Genomic DNA, 19512 nt, shown 5'->3' with positions numbered 1-19512 from the left:
GAAACCACAGATACACAGATTTCTTAACTTAAATTTGGAATCTGTGCATCTGTGCATAATGCTACTTCGATATCTCTACAATTTGATCTGCATTACCACCATTGCTAGTGCAGATATAAATTTTGCCTTCTGGAGATTGAGTCACAGCTCTAATCCTTCTAAATTCTCCTACATAAAAATCTTCGGTTTCAACAATTGCAGTTTGTGCATCGTTCAGCTTCAATTGCATTAATTTATTCCCTTTTAAAAATGCTAATAATAATGAGTTTTTAAACTGAGGTATGTAATTAGAATTGTAATATGTCATTCCACTAGGTGCAATGGTCGGTGTCCATTCTATGATAGATTCTGCGACATTATTTTGGTTACAGAAGGCCGTTTCGCCACTAGCATTACATTTTCCTGTCACTGTTGGCCAGCCGTAATTTCTACCTTTTTCTATGATGTTAACTTCATCATCTGTAGATGGACCATGTTCAGAAGAAAATAGCTTGTTTCCAACCATTGCTAAACCTTGCGCATTACGATGTCCGTACGACCAAACTGGATTGTTCGGAAAAGGATTATCTGCAGGAATGCTGCCGTCTAAATTTAAACGTAATACTTTGCCAGCTAACGAATTTACATTTTGGGGTGTATTCAGGTCTTCAGCATCACCCGTGGTTACAAATAACTTGTCGCCAGAAATTAATAATCTCGAACCGTTGTGATTAGAAGAAGCTGGAATATTATCTAATAAAGTTTGTGGATTACTTAAAGCATTATTGGCATAATTGAACCTGACCAATTTATTTTTATAAGGATTTCCATAACCATAAAATACATATACAAACGGACTAGTGTTGAAGTTTGGATGCAAAGCCATCCCTAGCAAACCACCCTCACCTTGTACCCTAACATCAGAAATGGTGTGCAAAGCTATAACCTGATTGTTGCTTGGATTTATCCTACTAATCTTACCAGCCTTTTCAGTAAACCAAATCAAGTTATCAGGGCCGTAAATAATTTCCCAAGGCAAGTTAAGGTTAGACACTAGCACTTTGGTTTTCAAATCTACAGGAGTCAAATCTTCATCATTCCTGTCTTTTTTGCAAGCCATAATGAATAGCAAAATGCCTGCAGCTAGTAGTAATTTCTTCATACCCATCACATTTACTGAAAAACAACCACTGAAGCTTTTAGTTCTAAATAATTAAAGTATATTGTATAAAGATTTTATTTTTGATAAAATTAGCGCCGATGAAAAATACCAACTTATTAAAAAAGGCAATCATTTCTTTATTTTTTTTAGTCTTTCTATTAAATGGATACGCTCAAGTTCCTAATAATAGTGTTTCGGAAAATAGAGGAAATCAGATTTTACCAATTTCACTTATAAGTATAGCTTTAAAAAGCGAAGAACCGAATAAGATTACGGTAAACTGGAGCACTTCAAGCGAAGCAAATAATTCTCACTTTGATCTTTATATCGCTGAAAAAGATAGTCGAAATTTTGTTAAGATAGGTCGAGTTATAGGTTCCAATAATAGTTCTACATTGAAAGAGTATCAATTTATAATCCATAACGTAGCTTCAATAAATTTAGCAGTTATGTTTCCCTTCTTAATGTTTTTACTTATACCTAATGTTCGAAATAGATTTTTAAGATTTGCTTTTTTTACAACATTTGCAATAGTACTTATTTCTTGTTCAAAAAAGGAAACTACACCTTCAAAAGTGGTCAAATCATATTATGTTAAACTTGACCAAATAGATTATGACGGTAAAGTTACTGTTTTCTATAGTAAGCCAATAATTGTTGAAGTACCCAAAAAATAGATTTATTGCTAGTCTGGATTTGCAATCCCGATTCTCTAACCTTGGATTTGTAATCCAATTTAGCCAAAATGTGATTACGAATAAAACACAGCTAAATTGATTTTAAACCATAATTTCTAATCATAAAATCTTCTGTAAAACCTAATCTTTTGTAAATTCCTTTACCTAATGGGGATGCTTGTAAAACAGCATGGGTAAAACCTTCTTCTATTGCTTTATTCAAAAGAATTCGCATAATTTCCTCAGCAAAACCTTTTTTCCTCATTTTAGGAACAATGCCTACGCCGTGTAGACCTACAACTTGCTGGCTCGGATAATAGATAGCTGTGCCTACAATTTCTTCGTCAGAATAAAATAGATAATAAGCTATGTCATCTTTGGTTTTAGATAGTATATCTTCCGAAATTACGTAGCCAAAACATTTTGGATAAATGGAACTCCAAAGTGTCACGTCGTCTATGGTAGACACACGTTTAAATTCTAACAAGTTTGACAGTTCAAATAGTTGATTCAATTGAAGCGACATTCCCGTTTGCTCAGATTTTTGACTGAAAATAGCTGGGATTATTTCAGAAGTCTCATTCGAATAAATATCCCAATGAGGAAATACTAAACTGATATCAGATGAAGTCATTTGCTTTGCCAAATTGTTTGTCAACTCTTTATTCAAAGCTTCTTTTATCCATATTTTGTTTGGCCATTCTGAATGTTTTACTGCACTGATTTCAAGTGATTTATCTTTGGTGTAGTTGCCAGTTAACTCAGCAACTTTTGTCCATAAGGCAGTAAGGTTATTTATGTTTAATTCGTTGATATTTTCATGTCGACAAAGTTCTCACATTTGTAAGTTTAAAACATTTACATATGTTGATTTTGCTGAGCTTTTAAAGCTTTTCTAATTCGGCTGAGCTGCGTTGGTGTGATGCCCAAATGCGAAGCAATGTGATGCAATGAAATTTGTTGGTCAATATCTGGATGTTCTGCTTGCAATTTATGATATCTAATAGCTGCATTGTCCATTACTAAAGAAACTTCTCGTTGTTCTTTTGCGATCACCCAATCCTTTTCTAAATAGGCGATGTAATAGTTTTTTAGGTCTTCATTTTGGTTAATGAGTTGTTTAAAATTACTAAAGTTGATACTGAGTAACGTACATTCATCTAAAGCTTGCAAGGTAAAAGTGGATGGCTTTTGTAATAACGAAGACACCATTGAACCTACCATTCTGTTTTTTAGGAAGAGGTTTTTATTATATGTGTGCCCATCTGCATCACTAGAATATGCTCTGATAGCACCAATTGCTAAGAAATAAATGTTTCTTGCAATTTCTCCTTCTACTATTAGAATTTCATTTTTTGATAATTGTTGAAATTTAATCAAGCTTTTGATGAGCTCGAATGAAGTTTGGCTAATGACAGAATAGCTTGATAAATAAGTTTTTAAATTATCGAGATATAGTAACTTATTTTCATCGGTAATGCTCATGGTTTATACTAGATACTTTTTTAAAAACCACAGATACGCAGAAATTTTATTTTAAAAATTAAACTGTGAATCTGTGGTTAACAAACTATTTCATATGAACATAAGTAATTCCATCCCCGCCTCTATCTAAATGTTCATCCTCCATTCTATCTACCTGTTTATATGATTTCAAATGCGTCCTAATCAATTTGCGTAAAATACCATCGCCTTTACCATGAATAATTTTAATTGATGGGAAGCCCAACATAATGGCTTTGTCCATGTAGTTTTCCAGTTCCTGCAAAGCTACTTCGCCACGCATTCCACGTAAATCCAGTTCGGCTCTAAAACTGCTAACTGCATCATTTAAGCTGCTAGTGTAAGAACTGCGTTGCACTAATTTCTTCACCTGCCTATTGCTAATCTTCTGTACTCTATTTCTCTTTACAACCGAGCGCAGGTCTCCGAAAGCCACCACCAAATCGTTCTTGTTGATTTCCAATACCTGACCTGTACTTTCCGTACCACGTAACTGAATCCAATCATTAATTTCTAGCTCACTATCATCAAACTCAATTACAGGTTTAGGCTCTTCAATTTTAACTTCATTTTTGGCTAATCCTTTTTGTAGGTTTTGCCTGATTTCTCTGGTAGCTTCTTTATCTGCTTGTTTCTTCTTAATCTCGGCAATGGTATTCTCTACCAATCTGTTGGCATCCTTAATGATGTTTTGAGCTTGTACTTTGGCATCCTTAATAAGTACTTTTTTGTTTTCTTCTAGAAAGGATTTCTGCTTTTCGTTTTCAGACAGGAGCTGGTTTAGCTTATTCTGCTGATTAGCTAATTTCACCTTGGTTTCGTGAACCTGACGTTTCTCCTTTTCTAGATTCACTAACAAACTATCAATGCTGTTTTGATTAGTGCCGATTTTTTGCCTAGCCAGTTCTAGAACCTCTTTTTGTAATCCGATATTTTGTGCAATTTCAAAAGCATATGAACTTCCTGGCTTGCCAATATCCAAAATGTAAAGAGGTTTCATTTTGCTGTTATCAAACAACATCGAAGCATTTTCTAAGCCATCGGTATCACCAGCAAAAAGTTTTAAGTTAGAATAGTGTGTGGTAATTACGCCTCTAACTTTCTTATTGTTCAGCACTTCTAAAACGGCTTCCGCCATTGGGCCTCCAAATTGAGGATCGGTTCCAGTACCAAACTCATCAATCAGTACTAAAGTTTTCGGGTTGGCATGAGCTACGAAATAACGCATTTTGTTCAAATGGGCACTGTAAGTACTCAAATCCGATTCTATAGACTGGTCATCACCAATGTCCGCAAAAATCTGATGGAAGATACCCATTTCACTATGTTCATCCACGGGAACTAACAAGCCAGTTTGTAGCATCATCTGCAACAAACCAACGGTTTTCATACAAACCGATTTTCCACCTGCATTTGGTCCAGAAACCAGTACAATACGCATTCCATCGTTCATGTGAATGTTCAAAGGAACCACGCTCTTACCATTCTGCTCGTTAGCAAACGATAGTACTAATAGAGGATGGCGAGCATTAATCAACTTTGTTTTTGGCTCTTTGAGTAACAAAGGCATTTGCCCTCCCACCTGAATAGCAAACAAAGCTTTTGCCCTTACAAAATCCAATTTGGTTAAGAAACCATGGTATGATAATAGAATTGGAGTGTAAGGTCTCAGTTCATCTGTGGTGGCAATGAGAATACGGATGATTTCCCTTCTTCTATCAAACTCCAAATCCCGAAGCTTGTTGTTGAGCGTAAAAACCTCTTCCGGTTCTAAATAAACGGTTTGTCCGCTAGCAGATTCATCGTGAATAAAACCTTTCAGTTTACGTTTGTTTTCTGCTAAAATGGGAATACAAATTCGCCCGTCACGTACCGTTAAACTGCCGTCAGCTACCCAATTACTTGCCACTGCATTTTTGTAGATGGCATCCATCTTACGGCGTACTTCCTGTTCGCCTTTGGCAATGGAAGTTGTAATTTCAAGCAGTTCTTTAGATGCATTAGGTTTGATTTTTCCTTTTGCATCTAACACAGTTTCTATTTTCCGAAGGATATCTCTTTCTATCGGAAGGTGTTCAAACAAAGCTTCCAAGCTTGGATAAAGCTCTTTCCTTTCATCAAAAAAACGGATGACAAAAAAAACGGTTTGTAGCGAAGTATAGATCTTAAAAAGTTCTTCTTCAACTAAATAAGTACCTTCTACCCTAATTTTTTCTGCTAGTATTTTTATATCGAAAAAGGCATTAATTTGTAGCGGCTCCTGATTTTCGAGAATGCTCTTGAATTCTTTTGTTTGCCTTAGAAACTTGTCAATTTGGTCGTACTTAGACATGACTTGCATTTTGTCAACCAAGTTTTGTCCCATTGTACTTAGGCAATGCTGACGTACCAATTGCCTAACTTCGTTAAATCCTAATCTCTCTTCGCAATTATCGGGGTACAACATATTATTTTTTTGTAGATTTTGGAGCGCTAATTAGTGCTTTTAACGGTTTACGAACTTTCCTAGATGTATCTATTTGGTTCGCTTTCTTTAATTTTTTAAGTGAATCTGTTCTTTTAGCCTCAGCAGCTTTTTGCTTTTTCAGTTCTTTTTCAGCTTTTAACTTTTCTTCTTTCTCTCGCTTCTTAGCTTCCTCATCTCTGGTCTTACCCATTTTCTCGCTAATTCTGTCGTACATTTTTGATAACAAATCTGGATGATTATAATAGTACGCCATACTTTTTGCATGCATAGCAGAATCGATACCATATTTTTTAAAGATGCCTTTATATATCGGTGCACCTACTTTTCTAGCACTATCTTGAGTAGGAATATTGGCGATATAACCGTCAACTAAATGAATATCAAACAGCACTTTTTCCATTTCATTAGGTTGTACAATATCCTTGGGTATGCCTGGTTTACAGGCTGCTATGCTTAAAACACTTAGCAAAAGCAACAAAAATCTAGTCATTTCTATATATCAAATGTTATTTCTTAAACCGCATCGTTTTGTTCTAAAATAGATGTGGCTTTATTCGTAAAATAGGATTTAACTTTTTATACATCAGTTAAAAATTCGATGTATCTAGGTGGTTTCATCCGTAATAATTAATTTTACGTCCAAAAATACTGATAAATGAGCATTGCTGATAACTTATTAAAATATAAAAACGAAATTGAAAGTGACGGTGTAAAATTGGTAGCTGTTTCTAAAAACCATCCAGTGGAGGCTTTAATGGAAGCTTATGAAGCTGGTCAGAGAGTTTTTGGAGAGAACCTAGTGCAAGAAATGGTGGAAAAACAGGCGCAAACACCTGATGATATCGAATGGCATTTAATTGGTCATTTGCAAACCAATAAGGTAAAATACATTGCTCCTTTTGTAAAACTGATTGAATCTGTAGATAGTTTAAAACTGCTTAAAGAAATTGATAAACAAGCTGCTAAGCACAACCGTGTGATAGATTGTTTGTTGCAAATTTATATTGCCGACGAAGAAACAAAGTTTGGTTTAGCCTTTGATGAAGCAATCGAGCTACTGCGTTCGGAAGAATTTACTGCTTTGAAAAACGTTAGGATTGTTGGATTGATGGGCATTGCTACTAACACAGCCCAAGAAAAACAAACCAGTATCGAATTTAACGAGCTAAAAGTTTTATTTGACGGTATTAAGTTAAGCTACTTTAGAAAGGACGACTTCTTTAGGGAAATTTCAATGGGCATGTCTGCTGATTACAAATTAGCCATTGAAGAAGGCAGCACCATAGTAAGGATTGGCAGTAATATTTTTGGTAAAAGAGTGATTAAGCACTGGAAGAATCAGGAATAAAATAACCAATATTCAATTTCCAAAAAATGAAACAACTACAAATGAATATCCAGTTAAGAACAGCAATAGCTGAAGATTGCCCTCGCCTACTAGAATTAATTACCGAATTAGCCATTTATGAAAATGCACCTCAGGAGGTTACGGTAACATTAGAAGAGTTTGTTACAGCTGGTTTCGGGGAAAATCCGGTTTGGAAATCTTTTGTGGCGGTAGATGGGCAAACCATTGTTGGCTTGGCTTTGTTTTATGTGAGATACTCAACTTGGAAAGGTTGTCGTTTATATTTAGAAGATTTTTTGGTTACTGAACAGTACAGAGGAAAGGGAATCGGAAAGCTTTTATTTGACCGTGTAGTACAAGAAGCCAAAGAAAAAAACTTTAACGGAATGAACTGGCAAGTGTTAGATTGGAATGCACCAGCCATTAATTTCTACGATAAATACAATGCGACTTATGAAAGCGAATGGTTAAATGCATCGTTTACCAAAGAACAGTTAAGTGTGCTTTAAATAATTAATTATGAAAAAAATCATCCTGCCGCTATTTGCTATCAGTCTTTTGTGGGCTTGTACAAGTGATAATCAAGAGAAGAAAGTAGCTCACGTCATTACTGCCGAAAATGATACCCTAACCTATCGTTATGATTCGGTAAAAGTGGTAAGTAACAACTTTGTCAAACCTGAGGTAAACCAACTGGCAGATACAGCTAAAGCAGTGGTAAAATATCCAGTTTTTGAAAACGATAGTTTAAATAGTTACATTAAAAGCCAGGTGTTCCATTATTTTGGAGATGAAGAAGTACCTACTGCATTTGATGATATTGCCGGTAGTTTTATCAGAGGCTATAACGAGTTTTACGTAGCAAATCCAGGTACAGCGCAATGGTGGTATTTACTAATTGATATTAAGGTGATTAGACAACTGCACAATTACGTAGCATTAAAATATATCCATTCAGATTATGCAGGTGGTGCACACGGTAATACGATAATTTCGTATATTAATTTCAATCCTAAAACTAATAAGGCTGTTACCTTAGATTCTTTGATTTTGCCAGAAAAGAAAGCTGAACTATTGAAAATCGGTGAACGTATTTTTAGAAGCAACGAAAAAATCAGCTCAACCGAACCCTTGGATAAAAGATATTTCTTTACTAACGGCAGGTTTACCTTACCCAAAACTTTTTATGTAAGCGATAAAGGCTTAGTATTTTTATATAACGCTTACGAAATTAAATCTTATGCAGACGGTACTACCGAATTAATAATTCCTTTTTCCGAACTTAGCGGCATCGCTAAACCGCAAACTATCTTAACTCCAACCGAATAAATGCAAGTATACAAGTTTGGTGGCGCGTCCATCAAAAATATTGAAGGAATAAAAAACGTTACTCAAATTATACAGTCTTTTGGCGCTAAAAACCTACTTGTAGTAGTTTCTGCCATAGATAAAACCACTGATAGATTGCAAGAATTGGCTTTTGCACATATCAACGGCGACGAGCGTAAACACCAACTATTGGAAAGTGTAAAGGATTTCCATTTTGATATCATTAGTAAATTATTTACCGATACCAGAAACCCTGTTTACAACGATGTAGCTAATACTTTTGTAGAAATAGAATGGTTATTAGAAGAAGATGCAGAAGATACAGCTGATTATCTTTATGACCAAATTGTATCTATCGGCGAATTGGTTTCTTCTAAAATCGTGGCTGCCTATATCAATCAGCAAGGTACTTTTTGTATTTGGCAAGATGCCCGTAACTACATCCAAACGGATAACAATTACCGCGAAGCCAATGTACAATGGGATAAGACTACCAAAGAGATACAGAAACATTTGCCAAGTTATTTAGAACAAGGTATTTTACTTACGCAAGGCTTTATTGGCAACACTAGCGAAAACTTTACCTCCACATTAGGTCGTGAAGGATCTGATTATTCCGCTGCTATTTTTAGTGCTGTCTTAGATGCAGAGAAAATGACGATTTGGAAGGATGTGCCTGGAGTTTTAAACGCAGATCCGAAGTGGTTTGATGAAACAGAGAAAATTCCGCAATTATCTTATCACGATGCGATTGAACTTACCTATTATGGAGCTACAGTAATCCACCCTAAAACCATCAAACCTATACAAAACAAAGGGATACCGTTGTATGTAAGGTCGTTCATTCATCCAGAAGAAGTTGGAACAGAAATTAGTGCCGAGGCTACTACCCTTCCCGTACCGTCGTTTATTTTCAAGGTAAATCAGGTATTGTTGTCCATCTCTCCAAAAGATTTCTCTTTTATTATTGAAGAAAACTTAAGCCATATCTTCGCTATTTTCCATCGAAACCGAGTAAAAGTAAATACGATGTTAAACTCTGCTATTAGCTTTTCGATAAGTATTGATAACGACGAGCAAAAGATTGAAAGTTTAATTAATGATCTCTCTGCCGATTTTAAAGTGAAATACAATAAGGATATGGAATTGGTAACCATACGTTATTACAACCAAGAAACTATTGATAGAGTGACTGTAGGCAAGAAAGTTTGGCTGGAAGTGAAGAGTAGAAATACTTGCCAAATGGTGATGAAAAACATTGGTTAATTGTAGAAGTTGTTTAATTGGTTAACTGTTTGAATTAGTTAACTGGTTAATCCAAATTGTAAACTGATTACTGATACCTGACCACTAGTACCTATTTATGATCAATTCCCTATTATCAAAGGAAGTGCAAGCCTATATTAACAGCAACTTAAATGCTGAGGTGAGTAAGATTGCACTATCTAAGTCTCCTTTTGATGGATTGAGTGCTGCAGAGTTGGCTAATCAGATTGTTGCTAAGAAGAAATCGGAAAAGAAGTTGCCTACTTGGTTTAATCAAGAAAATATCGTTTATCCGAGCACTTTATCCGTAGAGCAAACTTCGTCTGAAGATACAGCCACTTATAAGCAACAATTAGTAAAAGGAAGTTCTTTAATCGATATTACCGCTGGTTTTGGGGTAGATAGCTTTTATTTTGCACAAGTGTTAAATGAAGTTTACAGCTGCGAAATTAATACCGAGCTATCGGCAATTTCAGCTCATAACGCCAAAGTATTAGGGGCGGCCAATATTCGTTGTTTAGCAGTAAATGGATTGGATTACCTGCAAAGCGTAGATAAGTCATTTGGTACGATATACATAGACCCAGCTAGAAGAAATACAAGTGGCAAAGTATTCAAACTGGCAGATTGTACGCCAAATGTGGTGGAGCATTTAGATTTATTGCTAAAAAAAGCCGAAAGAATCATCATTAAAACCTCTCCTCTTTTGGACCTTCAAGCTGGTCTAACAGAATTAAAACACGTTTCGGAAATTCATATTGTAAGTGTAAAGAATGAGTGCAAGGAACTATTATGGGTTATTGATAAGGAATTTACAGGACAACCGAAAATTGTTTGTACTACATTAAATACCGAGATTAAGCAGATTGAGCTGCCTTTATATGACGACCATCGAACGAGTTATATAACTATCGAATTGAAAGGAGGTTTTTTGTACGAACCAGATGTTGCACTAATGAAAAGTGGTGCTTTTAATGCAATTGCTAATCAATTCGAATTGAAGAAACTCGGGAAACAAAGTCATTTATATTTTTCTGAGGAGTTCGATAAATCCTTTATTGGCCGAGTTTTTAAAATAGAAACAAATTTGGCTCCTAACGAACTTAAAAAGAAAAAGTCATTGCAAGGCAACGTCATTGTTAGAAACTTTCCTGAGCGGGCGGAAAACTTGGTTAAAAAGCTAAAGGTAAAACCAAACCAAGAAACTTTCTATGTCTTCACTCAAGTGCAGCAGCAGTACGTAGTGTTTAAGACAAATATTGTACAGTATTACTAATTTAGCTCCGCTTTCCGTGAGTTTTTCGTTATTGCGAGCTTTGTAAAGCAATCTTTCTTAAGAGTAACTTAATAGTTTTTCGGATTGCAAATCCGATGTTATAGCGTTCGGGATTTCAAATTCCGAACAGCAGGATGAGTAACTGTTAGATTTCTCCTTCTTCTTCGTCGAAATAACGATTGCACTAACAAAACAAAAGCCTCAATTTTTATTGAGGCTTTATATTTTTAATATTCGTCTTCGTTAAAGAAGAAATCATCCTTGGTAGGATAATCTGGCCAAATCTCTTCGATAGTTTCATAAGGCTCGCCATCATCCTCTAAAGCTTGTAGGTTTTCAATAACTTCTACAGGCGCTCCAGAACGGATAGCGTAGTCAATTAATTCATCTTTAGTTGCAGGCCATGGTGCGTCTTCCAAATGCGATGCTAATTCTAAGGTCCAATACATATCTTAAATAATTATTAATTCGTTCTATGTTCTATTTGCGCAAAGCATGTGAAAAAAAATGAGCTATGCAAATATTTTTTTCAACTATTCACACGTGGTAGCCAAATATTCTCTTCAGCGTTTGCGTCTTGTGCTAATTTTCGACCTAAAATGAACAAATAATCGCTCAATCTGTTTAAGTAAACTGTAACTTTATTGTCAACAAAACTGCCTTCAGCTAGCGCTACGGTTAACCGTTCCGCTCTTCTGCAAACACATCTTGCTATATGGCAATAAGATACTGTTGTATTCCCGCCAGGTAAAACGAAATGTTTCAAAGCAGGTAAAGCATCATTCATTTGGTCAATTTCAGTCTCCAAAAGTGTGATATCACTTTCCAATAAGTCAGGGATTTTCATTTTAGACTTTTCTGGGTCGGCAGCCAAAGAAGCGCCAATCGTGAATAATCTATCTTGAATTTCTTTTAAAACTGTTTGATGATGCGGGTCAATTTCCTGACAACCTATTAAGCCAATGTAAGAATTTAGCTCATCTACCGTACCATAACTTTCAATACGAATATGATGTTTGGCTACTCGGGTACCTCCTATTAACGAAGTTAGCCCTTTATCTCCGGTTTTGGTGTAAATTTTCATTTTAAGATTTGAGTATTGAGATTTGAGATTTGAGATGAGTTTATCTCATATCTAGCTTCTCATATCTCGTATCTAATTAAACAATATTCTCAAAATCATTACCACTTTCTTGTATTGCTTTTAAGCGTGGCGAAACAAATATTACATCTTCGTTAACGTAGTCCTTTTCTATCAAACCATCACGCATACGTACAATACGATGTGCATGCTGAGCGATATCTTCTTCGTGGGTAACTAAAATAATAGTGTTGCCTTTACTGTGGATTTCCTCCAGAAGCCCCATGATTTCGATAGAAGTTTTGGTATCTAAGTTACCTGTAGGCTCATCGGCCAATATGATAGATGGATTGTTAATTAGTGCTCTTGCAACGGCTACACGTTGGCGCTGACCACCAGATAGCTCGTTAGGCTTATGCGTTACCCTGTTTCCTAAACCTACGTTTTCTAAAGCTGCTTGAGCTCTTTTATCGCGTTCTTTTTTACTAGCTCCAGCGTAAATTAATGGCAGCGCTACGTTATCTAAAGAAGTAGAACGAGGCAATAAGTTAAAGGTTTGAAACACGAACCCAATTTCTTTATTTCTAACTTCAGCCAACTGGTTGTCGGTCATATGACTTACATTGGTGCCATTTAAGATGTAATCTCCTTTTGTTGGGGTATCTAAACAGCCAAGAATATTCATCAAAGTAGATTTGCCTGAACCAGATGGACCCATTAAGGCTACAAACTCTCCTTCGTTAATAGTTAAACTTACAGATTTAAGCGCATGGATTACCTCTGTACCAATTACGTACTTTCGGCCAATATCTTTAATGGTAATGAGTTCTTTCTGCATTGCTTTTTTTTGTTTGTTTAGACGACCGCTTTGGTGACAATGTTACAAACTAATTTAAGAATGATTATCGGTTTAACTGTTTAATCGTTTTAAAACTGATAACTACTTCTCGATAATCTTCGGTACCATAAAGAAACTTTCGTTATGTACAGCCGAGTTTTTTAGGCCATCTTCCACACTGATTTCGTTCTTAGCCACATCTTCACGCCAAACATTGGCTTCCTCATTCATATACACCAAAGGTTTTACACCTTCTGTATCTAGCTCGTTCAGCTTCTCCATAAAGGTTAATATTTTGTTCATTTCCTGCGTTAAAGCATCAACCTCGGTATCCTTTATTTCAATCCTAGCTAAATCAGCTACTTTATAAACTGTGTTTTTATCTATTACCATTCTTATTTGTGATAAGTTTTACGTTTTAAGTTTGGTAAATGCGCATCCAAAACGCACAACTTAAACTTATTACGTACAACCTTTAACCTACAATTTACTATTAATCTTACTGTAAACTTCGTTTTTTAAAACCTCATCGTTTTCTACCGCTAAGATACTTGTTAAAATTGGTTCGTGCACATAAACATCTATAATACCTGGTCTACTGCCGTGCTTCATACCGTCGTCCCACATTATTTTCCAAACGTTGGTAATACTTACGGGTACAATAGGAATGTTTTTTTCTATAGCTAGACGGAATGGGCCACTTTTAAAATCTTGCAATACTGGCGGATAAATATCATCAATCTTACCTTCCGGAAAAATAATTAAGCTCATTCCGTTCTCTAAATTTTCGCCTACCTTCTTAAATGCTCTAAAAGACGATATTTTACTAGCCCTAGATACGGCAACATCAATTGTTTTAAAGAAGATTCCCAACACTGGATTCTTGGTCAATTCTTCCTTACCCATAAAATGATATCTACCTCTTGCTAACGCACACATAATAATGATATCCAAATTTGAAGTGTGATTAGCGCAAAAAATATACGTTTGGTTTTTATCCAACTTCTTTTCAAACTCAAAACGAAAAAAAATACCAGCAAATGTGGCTGAAAGGTAAGCATGTGCGGTTCTAAATTTATTAAGAATTCCGTAATACCTAGGATGGCGGGTAAACCAGTAATACAGCGGTAAAAAAAGTATGAAGAAAAATAGAATACAGGCTAGGCTGTAAATTAAATGTATTCTTCGGAGCAATTTAATCATCAAACGAAAATACAATTTTAACGTAAATCACAAATATTTTTTTGAAAACGAAAGGTTGTCAATTCAAGTTAGGGTCTATCGGAAAATTGCTCACATGAGCATACTTAGGTCCTAGATTGATAATTACCTCTTTCCATAGTTCCTCTTCGTTGTTAGAGAAAATGGTATCTGGATGGTATTGGTCCGAAACTATCCAAGTATTGGTAGCTAGTTCATCTTCCAGTTGGTTAAATCCCCAGCCAGAATAACCTAAAAAGAATTTTACCTCATCTTCTTGTATGCTATTGTTATTGATCAGCAGCTTTAGCGTCTCGAAATCTCCACCCCAATAAATTCCATCGGTAATTTCTTCACCACCACCTAGTTTGTCGTAACATCTGTGCACAAAATGAATAGTATCAATCTCTACTGGTCCGCCAATAAACACAGGTAAATCTGCCATCCATAAATCAGGTATTAGATCTTTAACCACTAAATTACTTGGCTGATTGAGGATAAAACCAATGCTTCCATCTTCGCCATATTCTGTAAGTAGAATTACAGAACGCTTAAAGTTAGGGTCGGCTAAAAATGGTTCCGAAATTAACAACTTACCAGCAGAAGGATTTAATAAGCTTAACATAAAGGTAAATTAACAAAATATATCCGAAACTGCCCAAAAGTGATTGTCATCAGTTTATAAAGCTTCATTTTATAATATTTAACCACATAGGTACATAGATTTCAAAGATATAAACTTCAATAATATCATTAATACATTGAAAAACAGTATTTTATTACACTAACTCCGGCTCCAAATCTATGTATCTCTATGTCTCTATGTGTTTATTTATCCAATTATTATAAAGTTTAAATTGTAGAAAAATAAGCACCTATTGAAATTATCTCCTAACAACGTTACTTTTGCTCAATGAAGGTTACTCAAGAAATGGTACAGAACTTAAGGCAAGACTATAAAGCTGCCGAATTAAGTGAAAATGACATCGTTAAAAATCCAATAGCACAGTTCGAAAAATGGTTCTCAGATGCAGTAAATGCAGAAATTTTTGAACCAAACATTATGACACTGGCTACTGCAGATAAATCTGGGCGACCGAATGCAAGAATTGTATTGTTAAAAGGTTTCGATGAGAATGGTTTCAATTTCTACACTAACTATTTGAGTCAAAAAGGTAAAGAAATTAAGAAAAATCCTTTGGCTTGTTTGGTTTTCTTTTGGGGAGAATTAGAGCGTCAGGTAAGAATTGAAGGTAAAATAGAGAAACTTGATAAAGAAACTTCAGAACAATATTTTAACTCTCGTCCGTTAGGCAGCCAAATTGGTGCTATTGCTTCTCCGCAAAGTCAGGTTATAGCCAATAGAGAGGTCTTGGAAAATAAAGTAGATGAATTGACTAAGCAATACGAAGGTAAAACGATACAAAAACCTGCTCATTGGGGCGGTTACATTGTAAAACCAACAGTAATTGAGTTTTGGCAAGGTAGGTCGAACCGTTTACACGATAGAATTAGATACACTTTTGTGAACGGAAGCTGGAAAATTGAGAGATTAGCGCCTTAGAAGTTATTAAGTAATAGGTATCATTTATTAATGAGATGATGTGATGATGCGTAGCTAATCGCTTAGCTAATTACTATTGAACCAATGAACTAATTCCCCCGATAAAATGTCTACAACAGTTAGTACCAAACACCCTCAACAGCTCTATCTTTTATTTTTCACTGAAATGTGGGAGCGCTTTTCGTTCTACGGAATGAAGGCTTTGCTATTGGCCTACATGGTAACGCAACTTAAATTCGATGAGCCAAAAGGTTATGCCATTTTAGGTGCTTATTCTGCTTTGGTGTATACGATGCCAATGTTTGGTGGTATGCTTGCCGATAAGTTTTTGGGTTATCGAAGAGCGATTATTTTTGGTGGTGTGATGATGTCAATTGGTCATATTGTTTTGGCCATACCACAAGATTGGAGTTTCTTTTACGGCATGGCTTTCATCATTTGCGGAAACGGTTTTTTTAAACCCAACGTATCTAGTTTGGTAGGTACGCTCTACGACAATAACGACCCTAAAAAAGACAGTGGTTTCTCACTGTTTTACATGGGAATTAACATTGGCGCTGCTTTGGGCGGTTTGTTATGTGGTTACGTTGGTCAGAAAATTAATTGGCATTACGGATTTGGCTTAGCTGGTATCTTCATGATTTTAGGCTTGGTTGTTTTCATTATCGGAAAATCATCTTTGAAAGAAAAAGGATTGCCATTATCTCAGGATTTACATCGAAAACTAGCAGGTTTCCTCACCGTAGAGTACACCATTTACTTGCTTACTTTTGTAACACTACCATTAATTGTAACCTTATTTAATTACTACGAAGCTTTAGACAGTATCATGTTGGTGCTGGCCGTAATTTCAGTAATTTATATCCTTTATCTATCGTCAAAACTAGAAAAAGAAGCCAAATTTAAATTGTTGTCTGCATTAACCTTGGTAGTAGTTTCCACTTTGTTTTGGGCTTTTTACGAGCAAAATGCAGGCTCGTTGAATTTGTTTGCCATGCGAAATGTAGATATGCATGTTTTTGGCATAGAACTTCCAGCACTTGCGGTTAATAATTTTCTACCTCCGGGATGGGTAATTATTTTGAGTTTTGTTTTTGCGTCACTGTGGCCGTGGTTAAATAAACGTGGCTTAGAGCCCTCCACCCCTGCTAAGTTTGCCATGTCATTTATATTTGTTGCTGCAGGTTTCTTTACTTTCTATCTGGCTTGTCAAGCTAGCTTAAGCCATGGTCTTATCCCTTTGGTTGCGTTTGCTGGCGGATATTTCTTTATCATTTGTGGTGAGATGTGTATATCGCCAGTAGGTCTATCAATGATTACCAAACTATCTCCAGTAAATATTGTAGGTCTAATGATGGGGATTTTCTTCTTTTTTACTGCTATAGGTGAATTTTTAGCAGGTAAAATCGGCGCTTTGATGAGTATCCCTAAAAACATTGTTGAAGCTAACAATCCTGTTTTGTCACTTCCTTATTATGCCAATGTACTGCTTCAAATTTCTATCTATTCAGCTGGTATCGGGGTTTTTATTTTCTTTTTAGTTCCGCTATTGAAAAAATGGATGGGAAACATTAGATAGTTTAACACAATTTAACGAAATAGCAAAGCATAAACATCAGCGTAAATTCATTACTTTCGCAGTGTACAAATCGTAATTCGTCAATCTAAAATCGTCAATCCTTTGTCAGACAGCTTAGTCATTATACCTACTTACAACGAGAAAGAGAATATTGAAAAGATTATTCGCAAGGTTTTCTCGCTACCTTATTATTTCGAAATTTTAATTATCGATGACGGCTCGCCAGACGGTACTGCACAAATAGTGAAAGGCTTGCAAGACGAGTTTCCAATGTTGCATATCGAAGAACGTAAGGGGAAATTAGGTTTGGGAACAGCTTACATTCATGGTTTTAAATGGGCGTTGGCGAAAGATTACGAGTATATTTTTGAGATGGATGCAGATTTCTCTCACAATCCTGATGATTTGATTAAGCTGCGTGATGCTTGTGTAAATGGTGCCGATGTAGCTATTGGCTCAAGGTATGTGAAAGGTGTAAACGTAGTGAACTGGCCAATGGGGCGTGTTTTAATGTCTTATTTTGCATCGATGTACGTGCGCATCATTACAAGAATTAACATTCAAGATGCTACCGCGGGATTTAAGTGCTATACCAGAAAAGTATTGCAAACCATTCCTATGGAAAAAATCAAATTTGTGGGTTATGCCTTCCAGATTGAGATGAAATTTACGGCCATAAAATACGGTTTTAACGTAGTTGAGGTACCGATTATCTTTACGGATAGAACCGAAGGAACTTCTAAAATGAGTACCCGTATTTTCAGGGAGGCATTTTTAGGAGTAATTCAAATGAAGGTAAATAGCTGGTTTAGGAATTACAAAAGGTAAGTTTTTTTTTGTTGGATTAGGCCAACTGCTGTCCGAAAATCTTAGTCAAACTATCGTATAAAGCAGGATGTTTCTCTTTCATCCGTTCTGGATTTTCAAAAAAATACTCTGAAGTAACCGCAAAAAACTCTGCTTCGTTGGTAATGGCATAAGGGTTAATATCCGACTTGTTGTCTTCTATTTTCTGGATTTCTTTATGCATCATTTTAACCCAAGGAATAGTGTATTCGTGTTTGATAAAGTATTGAGGTATACCATCAGTGGCACCATCCGACTTATCTATTAAATGAACAAATTCGTGAATACCCGTATTTTCGGAACCAGCACTTTTAGAAAAGCCGTGCCTCAAAGCAGATTGTGATAAAATCATCTGTCCGTTCATGTAGCCATCACCTACCATCCCCATAATATTTCTGTCTCCTTCTGCAAACTGAAAATCTTTATTGAAAGTATCTGGGTAAAGTAATACCGTTCCAAGGTTCCTATATTCCCAGTCCTTAAAACCTAATATTGGAATTACGGCACTCGCTCCAACTAATATCCTATCTAAAGGTGAAATTTCAGTGCCAACACCTTCGATTTTAATTCCACCTAAAAAGCGAGATAACTTTTCTTCGAAGAGAATTTTCTTTTGTTTATCAAGCTCTGCGTAAAACTCTACATGGTTTTGTAATAGTTTTTTGTCGTCTGAGGATAAGATCACAGCTTTAACTGTCTTTTTACGAAAGATAAAGTAAAGAGCTACAGCGAAGAATAAAAAGAGAAGGAAATATGGATAGAGGTTCATTTGGATGGGTTAAAAAAAAATCGAGGAACCTATTTGATTAAGTTCCTCGATTTAATTGGTATATATTAAAAGTTTTTTACGATCTGCTCATCCAGTGGTTTTACAGCCGAACGGTAACGGTGCACCAATTGCCCTTTCTCGTTAATTAAGAATTTTTCGAAGTTCCACTTAATATCGCCAGTAAAATCTGGGTTTGCTTGCGAGGTTAAATATTTGAACAAAGGTGAAATGGCATCTCCCTTTACATCACTTTTTTCAGCAATTAAAAAGGTAGTCGCAAATTTACTTGAACAAAATTCTTTAATTTCTGCGTTGGTGCCTAGCTCTTGTCCACCAAAGTTCGCCGAAGGAAAACCAATTAACACCACATCTTTACCGTATTGTTTGTGCAATTTTTCTAAATCTTCGTACTGCTTCGTATAACCACATTTTGAAGCAGTATTTACAATTAAAATTTTCTTTCCTTTAAATTTAGAAAGCTTCACATCTTTACCGTCTAAGGTTTTGAAAGAAAAAGCATAAATGTCTTTAGGAGGATTTGGCGCTACCATTAAGCCAAATAATATCAGTAATGTATTAATCATGATTTTCAATTTTATTTTAAAACGAATATACGAAGAAAACGCTT

22 protein-coding genes are annotated in these 19512 nt (G+C 35.7%); 9 read left to right on the top strand and 13 right to left on the bottom strand.

The genetic code is table 11. The features are described 5' to 3' along the window. Positions 1-61: 61 nt before the first annotated feature. On the bottom strand, positions 62-1141 hold the full coding sequence (locus CRO54_RS04755; protein ID WP_097129924.1) for a PQQ-dependent sugar dehydrogenase: 1080 nt from the start codon (positions 1139-1141) through the stop codon (positions 62-64). Positions 1142-1239: 98 nt separating this feature from the next. Here CRO54_RS04755 and CRO54_RS04750 point away from each other — a divergent pair, with 98 nt between their 5' ends. Further along, positions 1240-1818, top strand: a complete 579-nt coding sequence (locus CRO54_RS04750; RefSeq protein WP_097129256.1) for a hypothetical protein — start codon at positions 1240-1242, stop codon at positions 1816-1818. Between the two features lie 91 nt (positions 1819-1909). Here CRO54_RS04750 and CRO54_RS04745 read toward each other — a convergent pair whose 3' ends face one another. The 4 genes from CRO54_RS04745 to CRO54_RS04730 form a co-directional block, all read right to left on the bottom strand. After that, complete coding sequence (locus CRO54_RS04745; RefSeq protein WP_097129254.1) at positions 1910-2452, bottom strand: GNAT family N-acetyltransferase; 543 nt, start codon at positions 2450-2452, stop codon at positions 1910-1912. A 224-nt stretch (positions 2453-2676) separates the two neighbouring features. Next, on the bottom strand, positions 2677-3303 hold the full coding sequence (locus CRO54_RS04740; protein ID WP_097129251.1) for a Crp/Fnr family transcriptional regulator: 627 nt from the start codon (positions 3301-3303) through the stop codon (positions 2677-2679). 85 nt (positions 3304-3388) lie between these two features. Beyond that, entirely contained in the window at positions 3389-5767 is a 2379-nt protein-coding gene (locus CRO54_RS04735; protein ID WP_097129249.1) for an endonuclease MutS2, read from the bottom strand. Position 5768: 1 nt separating this feature from the next. Continuing rightward, positions 5769-6278 carry a DUF4296 domain-containing protein gene (locus CRO54_RS04730; protein WP_097129246.1) on the bottom strand — a complete coding sequence of 170 codons (510 nt, stop codon included), beginning with the start codon at positions 6276-6278 and terminating at the stop codon, positions 5769-5771. Positions 6279-6443: 165 nt separating this feature from the next. Here CRO54_RS04730 and CRO54_RS04725 point away from each other — a divergent pair, with 165 nt between their 5' ends. The 5 genes from CRO54_RS04725 (at position 6444) to CRO54_RS04705 (ending at position 11007) form a co-directional block, all read left to right on the top strand. Further along, a complete protein-coding gene (locus tag CRO54_RS04725; RefSeq protein ID WP_097129244.1) occupies positions 6444-7136 on the top strand; it encodes a YggS family pyridoxal phosphate-dependent enzyme in 693 nt (230 codons plus the stop codon). 41 nt (positions 7137-7177) lie between these two features. Continuing rightward, on the top strand, positions 7178-7645 hold the full coding sequence (locus CRO54_RS04720) for a GNAT family N-acetyltransferase (protein WP_097129923.1): 468 nt from the start codon (positions 7178-7180) through the stop codon (positions 7643-7645). A gap of 10 nt (positions 7646-7655) precedes the next feature. Next, complete coding sequence (locus tag CRO54_RS04715) at positions 7656-8465, top strand: DUF3298 and DUF4163 domain-containing protein (protein WP_097129241.1); 810 nt, start codon at positions 7656-7658, stop codon at positions 8463-8465. Continuing rightward, on the top strand, positions 8466-9731 hold the full coding sequence (locus CRO54_RS04710; RefSeq protein WP_097129238.1) for an aspartate kinase: 1266 nt from the start codon (positions 8466-8468) through the stop codon (positions 9729-9731). A 97-nt stretch (positions 9732-9828) separates the two neighbouring features. Then, positions 9829-11007, top strand: a complete 1179-nt coding sequence (locus CRO54_RS04705; RefSeq protein ID WP_097129235.1) for a THUMP-like domain-containing protein — start codon at positions 9829-9831, stop codon at positions 11005-11007. A gap of 227 nt (positions 11008-11234) precedes the next feature. On the opposite strand, the gene CRO54_RS04700 is transcribed toward CRO54_RS04705, so the two are convergent. From CRO54_RS04700 to CRO54_RS04675, 6 genes are all read right to left on the bottom strand, one after another. Next, entirely contained in the window at positions 11235-11456 is a 222-nt protein-coding gene (locus CRO54_RS04700) for a DUF2795 domain-containing protein (RefSeq protein WP_097129232.1), read from the bottom strand. 80 nt (positions 11457-11536) lie between these two features. Beyond that, positions 11537-12091 carry a cob(I)yrinic acid a,c-diamide adenosyltransferase gene (locus CRO54_RS04695; protein ID WP_097129229.1) on the bottom strand — a complete coding sequence of 185 codons (555 nt, stop codon included), beginning with the start codon at positions 12089-12091 and terminating at the stop codon, positions 11537-11539. 76 nt (positions 12092-12167) lie between these two features. Then, positions 12168-12926, bottom strand: a complete 759-nt coding sequence (locus CRO54_RS04690; protein ID WP_097129227.1) for an ABC transporter ATP-binding protein — start codon at positions 12924-12926, stop codon at positions 12168-12170. Positions 12927-13028: 102 nt separating this feature from the next. Then, positions 13029-13319 (bottom strand): Asp-tRNA(Asn)/Glu-tRNA(Gln) amidotransferase subunit GatC, encoded by a 291-nt coding sequence (gatC, locus tag CRO54_RS04685; protein WP_097129225.1) that lies wholly within the window; start codon positions 13317-13319, stop codon positions 13029-13031. Positions 13320-13406: 87 nt separating this feature from the next. After that, on the bottom strand, positions 13407-14129 hold the full coding sequence (locus CRO54_RS04680; protein WP_097129222.1) for a lysophospholipid acyltransferase family protein: 723 nt from the start codon (positions 14127-14129) through the stop codon (positions 13407-13409). Between the two features lie 58 nt (positions 14130-14187). Beyond that, a complete protein-coding gene (locus tag CRO54_RS04675; protein ID WP_097129220.1) occupies positions 14188-14751 on the bottom strand; it encodes a YqgE/AlgH family protein in 564 nt (187 codons plus the stop codon). Positions 14752-15039: 288 nt separating this feature from the next. Here CRO54_RS04675 and pdxH point away from each other — a divergent pair, with 288 nt between their 5' ends. The 3 genes from pdxH to CRO54_RS04660 all read left to right on the top strand — a co-directional run bounded on the left by pdxH (position 15040) and on the right by CRO54_RS04660 (position 18097). Further along, positions 15040-15690: a pyridoxamine 5'-phosphate oxidase gene (pdxH, locus tag CRO54_RS04670; RefSeq protein WP_097129218.1), complete on the top strand. Its 651-nt coding sequence runs from the start codon at positions 15040-15042 to the stop codon at positions 15688-15690. A 106-nt stretch (positions 15691-15796) separates the two neighbouring features. Continuing rightward, positions 15797-17269, top strand: a complete 1473-nt coding sequence (locus tag CRO54_RS04665) for a peptide MFS transporter (protein ID WP_097129216.1) — start codon at positions 15797-15799, stop codon at positions 17267-17269. Between the two features lie 102 nt (positions 17270-17371). Continuing rightward, on the top strand, positions 17372-18097 hold the full coding sequence (locus CRO54_RS04660; RefSeq protein WP_097129214.1) for a polyprenol monophosphomannose synthase: 726 nt from the start codon (positions 17372-17374) through the stop codon (positions 18095-18097). A 16-nt stretch (positions 18098-18113) separates the two neighbouring features. On the opposite strand, the gene CRO54_RS04655 is transcribed toward CRO54_RS04660, so the two are convergent. Then, positions 18114-18884, bottom strand: coding sequence for a M90 family metallopeptidase (locus CRO54_RS04655; RefSeq protein ID WP_097129212.1), 771 nt, complete (start codon positions 18882-18884; stop codon positions 18114-18116). Between the two features lie 65 nt (positions 18885-18949). Continuing rightward, a complete protein-coding gene (locus CRO54_RS04650; protein WP_097129921.1) occupies positions 18950-19468 on the bottom strand; it encodes a glutathione peroxidase in 519 nt (172 codons plus the stop codon). Between the last annotated feature and the right edge of the window lie 44 nt (positions 19469-19512).

It is taken from the genome of Pedobacter xixiisoli (genome assembly GCF_900215335.1).
Taxonomy (GTDB): Bacteria; Bacteroidota; Bacteroidia; order Sphingobacteriales; family Sphingobacteriaceae; genus Pedobacter; species Pedobacter xixiisoli.
This window is presented reverse-complemented; position numbering and strand designations above follow the sequence as displayed.

Coding starts and splice junctions, on each gene's coding strand:
- CRO54_RS04720 (WP_097129923.1), top strand. CDS start 7,178: ATGAATATCCAGTTAAGAACAGCAATAGCTGAAGATTGCCCTCGCCTA.
- CRO54_RS04715 (WP_097129241.1), top strand. CDS start 7,656: ATGAAAAAAATCATCCTGCCGCTATTTGCTATCAGTCTTTTGTGGGCT.
- CRO54_RS04745 (WP_097129254.1), bottom strand. CDS start 2,452: ATGACTTCATCTGATATCAGTTTAGTATTTCCTCATTGGGATATTTAT.
- CRO54_RS04740 (WP_097129251.1), bottom strand. CDS start 3,303: ATGAGCATTACCGATGAAAATAAGTTACTATATCTCGATAATTTAAAA.
- CRO54_RS04705 (WP_097129235.1), top strand. CDS start 9,829: ATGATCAATTCCCTATTATCAAAGGAAGTGCAAGCCTATATTAACAGC.
- CRO54_RS04735 (WP_097129249.1), bottom strand. CDS start 5,767: ATGTTGTACCCCGATAATTGCGAAGAGAGATTAGGATTTAACGAAGTT.
- gatC (WP_097129225.1), bottom strand. CDS start 13,319: ATGGTAATAGATAAAAACACAGTTTATAAAGTAGCTGATTTAGCTAGG.
- CRO54_RS04655 (WP_097129212.1), bottom strand. CDS start 18,884: ATGAACCTCTATCCATATTTCCTTCTCTTTTTATTCTTCGCTGTAGCT.
- CRO54_RS04695 (WP_097129229.1), bottom strand. CDS start 12,091: ATGAAAATTTACACCAAAACCGGAGATAAAGGGCTAACTTCGTTAATA.
- CRO54_RS04700 (WP_097129232.1), bottom strand. CDS start 11,456: ATGTATTGGACCTTAGAATTAGCATCGCATTTGGAAGACGCACCATGG.
- CRO54_RS04750 (WP_097129256.1), top strand. CDS start 1,240: ATGAAAAATACCAACTTATTAAAAAAGGCAATCATTTCTTTATTTTTT.
- CRO54_RS04755 (WP_097129924.1), bottom strand. CDS start 1,141: ATGAAGAAATTACTACTAGCTGCAGGCATTTTGCTATTCATTATGGCT.
- CRO54_RS04650 (WP_097129921.1), bottom strand. CDS start 19,468: ATGATTAATACATTACTGATATTATTTGGCTTAATGGTAGCGCCAAAT.
- CRO54_RS04725 (WP_097129244.1), top strand. CDS start 6,444: ATGAGCATTGCTGATAACTTATTAAAATATAAAAACGAAATTGAAAGT.
- CRO54_RS04730 (WP_097129246.1), bottom strand. CDS start 6,278: ATGACTAGATTTTTGTTGCTTTTGCTAAGTGTTTTAAGCATAGCAGCC.
- pdxH (WP_097129218.1), top strand. CDS start 15,040: ATGAAGGTTACTCAAGAAATGGTACAGAACTTAAGGCAAGACTATAAA.
- CRO54_RS04680 (WP_097129222.1), bottom strand. CDS start 14,129: ATGATTAAATTGCTCCGAAGAATACATTTAATTTACAGCCTAGCCTGT.
- CRO54_RS04690 (WP_097129227.1), bottom strand. CDS start 12,926: ATGCAGAAAGAACTCATTACCATTAAAGATATTGGCCGAAAGTACGTA.
- CRO54_RS04665 (WP_097129216.1), top strand. CDS start 15,797: ATGTCTACAACAGTTAGTACCAAACACCCTCAACAGCTCTATCTTTTA.
- CRO54_RS04675 (WP_097129220.1), bottom strand. CDS start 14,751: ATGTTAAGCTTATTAAATCCTTCTGCTGGTAAGTTGTTAATTTCGGAA.
- CRO54_RS04710 (WP_097129238.1), top strand. CDS start 8,466: ATGCAAGTATACAAGTTTGGTGGCGCGTCCATCAAAAATATTGAAGGA.